Origin of the sequence: Massilia pseudoviolaceinigra, assembly GCF_030846505.1 — a bacterium.
Classification (GTDB): Bacteria; Pseudomonadota; Gammaproteobacteria; order Burkholderiales; family Burkholderiaceae_D; genus Telluria_A; species Telluria_A violaceinigra.
On sequence record NZ_JAVCWL010000077.1, the window covers coordinates 1 to 2,586 of the forward strand.

General features: G+C 47.8%; 3 protein-coding genes. All 3 read right to left on the reverse strand.

Annotated features, from left to right (window positions below; genetic code table 11):
• Positions 1-218: hypothetical protein (locus RBA40_RS33015; RefSeq protein WP_306653106.1), on the reverse strand; the 218-nt coding region annotated here is incomplete at its 3' end.
• Positions 219-465: 247 nt separating this feature from the next.
• Positions 466-1,350 (reverse strand): hypothetical protein, encoded by an 885-nt coding sequence (locus RBA40_RS33020; RefSeq protein WP_306653107.1) that lies wholly within the window; start codon positions 1,348-1,350, stop codon positions 466-468.
• Positions 1,351-1,371: 21 nt separating this feature from the next.
• Complete coding sequence (locus RBA40_RS33025; protein WP_166899037.1) at positions 1,372-2,292, reverse strand: hypothetical protein; 921 nt, start codon at positions 2,290-2,292, stop codon at positions 1,372-1,374.
• Positions 2,293-2,586: the final 294 nt, after the last annotated feature.

The window sequence follows — 2,586 nt, forward strand, 5'->3', positions numbered from 1 at the left end:
TATTCTAGCCGACCGCCTGCGTGATCCGACACGTGCAGGCCGCACGACTTCAATCCAGCACACTTATCGAATATTTCACCCTTCCGCGCGATCCTGCGGAAGGGCAGTCTTGAGCCGTACAAGCGGCGGTGACAAATGAAGAGATCGGAGGGGGTAAACATGGCGACGTTGCGTGAACGGATAGCGGAGGAAATTTCGAGATAAATATGTTCAATCAACAAACTTCCATCAGATCAGTTCAATGTCGTGGTCGAAAACGATATGGACCGAACGCGCTTGCTATGGCTCGTCACGCCCGTTGGCCTGGATGTAATCCATTCGTCTCGACCCTTCAAACTGTTACCACCTTAAGGTTCCAGCCGCTGTTCGGTCTAATGTGCGTCTTGCGGTATCAATGAGATGTGAGGTGTGAGCTTTACGTGCTCGACCCAGGCACCGACGTAATCTGGAGTTTCGCTCTCAGTTTTAAAAAGGATTACGATAAGCGCTATTGCCACCATGTCTTGATGCACTCTTGCATTGCGAAATAATTTCTCTCGCGGATGTGACTTCGGCGGCTGTCATCGACTGATAAAGATAGTTGACACGCTCGACACTTTCTAACGTCTTGTTTTGATCTGCTATGGCTATAGCATAAAGATAGGAGCGTTTTAAATCGGGCAGACCGAATCCGCCATTCTCGTAGTGCTTAGTCATAAAAAGAAAGGCCTCTCTTAGTCCGCTTCCCGCCGCTTCTCGACCGACCTGTTCCGCTTCTGCCCTAAGGTTGTCAACTTGCCCCCGTGTTTTTAGGCGATTCACGAACTCAAGCAGCTTTGCCTCAACCAATAGGTTTTCCGCATATGCAAGTTTGAGTTCGGGTGAGCCGTCTTTTGACGCAGCTCTGAGCAATTTCAAAGGTGCGATTCGATATTCCGCGGGGATACTCCGACAAATTTTTGATGAAAAATTATCCACCGTCGCTTCAATCGAAGCTGGGAGCTTGTAGTATTCTGCTGTAGGAGAGCAGTGACTAGCCAAAGAAAACAACGCTATTCTTTGTACACTCGGAGCATCAGGCTCAAGGCTTTGAAATTGGTCATGACTCGCAGATATCTTCTCAAGGTATTGGTTTACTTCCCCCTCGAAACGCAAACGATCTTTCATCGGCGTCACCAAGACTTCAACTTTGTGGCGCTCACATATATCTATGTTCGAGTTGGGCGTATCTACCGCGCTTATATTTTTTACGATGATGGTCGCTGAAGAAGCAAGAGCATTGTTTGAAGGAGCCGTTTGAACAGGCCACAGGATATCCTGTGTAAAGTATATGACCAAGAATGCCCCGATAACCAAAAACACGATTTTCATATATTTATTTGGGTTTTGAAATCAATTTTCAGAATGGACTTTGATTAGATGAGTAAGTTCTTGCTTCCGGCCTTTTGTTGGCCATCCGCCAATCCTTTCAACCAATACTCCATCCTTAAAAAAATAGAAAGTGGGAGTCTCCCAGAATGCTATTTTCTTCCAGCTTAAAATGTCCGAAGCCAATGACATAGGGAACTCTGGATGTTGCTGGGTCCATAATTGCATTTGCGAAAGATCGAAACCACGATCAATGCGGGTTAGCCACAATGTCTTCCCCGCCAGCAATTGTCGAAGTTCAGAATCAGCTTCTATATCGGACACGGCGTTTTGGGCAAAATGGCATCGCGGTGCGGACATCACGATCACGAAAAGTCCAGGGGGAAATACGAAAGAAACTTGTCTTATTTCGCCTGTTTTAAAGTCAACATTCCATAATTTATTACCTGAGTTACGCTTGGTTTCGCCGCGAACCATGGGTGGCTTTGCAACGTTGGGGGCGGGATATTTTTCGATAAAATTAGCTGCTTGAGAAAATTGCTCAGTCGAAATGTATGCCTCATACATTTTGACAAAATTGCTATTTTTGTGCTCTCCGAGGCGCACAAGAGCATCGAATGCTTCGCGCATGTGGTTAGCAAATCGAGGATCGCCCGAATAAAATTCAGCTATGTCAGCTGCGTCAAATAATTGTTGCAATGATTCCGATTTCCGTGATCCAAGCAGTTTTCGACGCTGGAACTCAGGCAAGAGATGCAAATAGGCATTCGCTATTTTTTGTGCATTTGCTGTGCTCGACGAGGTCGACATCACCGCGCTGCGCTCAACTGACTCTAAACGATCAAATGCGGAGGGGGTTGGGGCGGCCTGCGCCCCACCGAAGCTAGAAGCCAAACAGATTAGGAGTAGAAAAAAATGTCGCATTGAAATATTACGGCCCGGCATGCCTGGGCCGCAGTTGTCCTTAATTAGCAGGTTTTGAGACAGATATCGCTGCGGCTCGCCTTACAACTTCCAGGAGCAACACAAGTGTACCCCATGTAATCCTGAGGCACACTTGGACCGGTAGGATACGGCGTTGGGGTAGGTGTTGCCCATACCCCACCACTTCCAGCACCTCCCCCCCCAATACCGCCCCCCCCAAAATCACCACCCCAACTACCCTCGCCACCCTCACCCTCGCCACCTAACTCCTTAGGGAAACGCTGATTTATTCTTCCGGACCTGTTCCGGAAACTA